The organism is Psychrobacter sp. CAL346-MNA-CIBAN-0220, from assembly GCF_040309805.1.
In the GTDB taxonomy this organism is placed as follows: domain Bacteria; phylum Pseudomonadota; class Gammaproteobacteria; order Pseudomonadales; family Moraxellaceae; genus Psychrobacter.
This window is the reverse complement of the sequence record NZ_JBEOPF010000335.1, coordinates 1-268: the sequence shown is the minus strand read 5'-3', so window position 1 is coordinate 268 and position 268 is coordinate 1. Positions and strand designations below refer to the sequence as shown.

Annotated in this window: 1 protein-coding gene; it reads right to left on the bottom strand. The window is 39.9% G+C overall.

What is annotated here, in order from left to right:
* A partial coding sequence (locus tag AAEY88_RS13875) for a TIGR04211 family SH3 domain-containing protein (protein ID WP_350563316.1) occupies positions 1-268 on the bottom strand: 268 nt, incomplete at both ends.

Here is a 268-nt window from a genome sequence, read left to right as displayed (position 1 = left end):
ATTAAATATTCTTCAGTATTGTCAGTATTTTGAGTAATTTGATTTAATTGCTCATTGGCTTGCTTCAGTTGGGCTTCCATCTCTGGAAAACGTTCACGAAAACTAGGCTGATCGGTCACTAAACTGGTTAATACCCAGCCTTCTCGGCCTTTATGATCAATAATTTGAGTGAAATCACCATCGGTATTATCCAATAACGTGATCGGTTGACCCGCTTCTACGCTACCAAGAATACGAAATTCTGTACCCGGTCCACCATGAATAAACG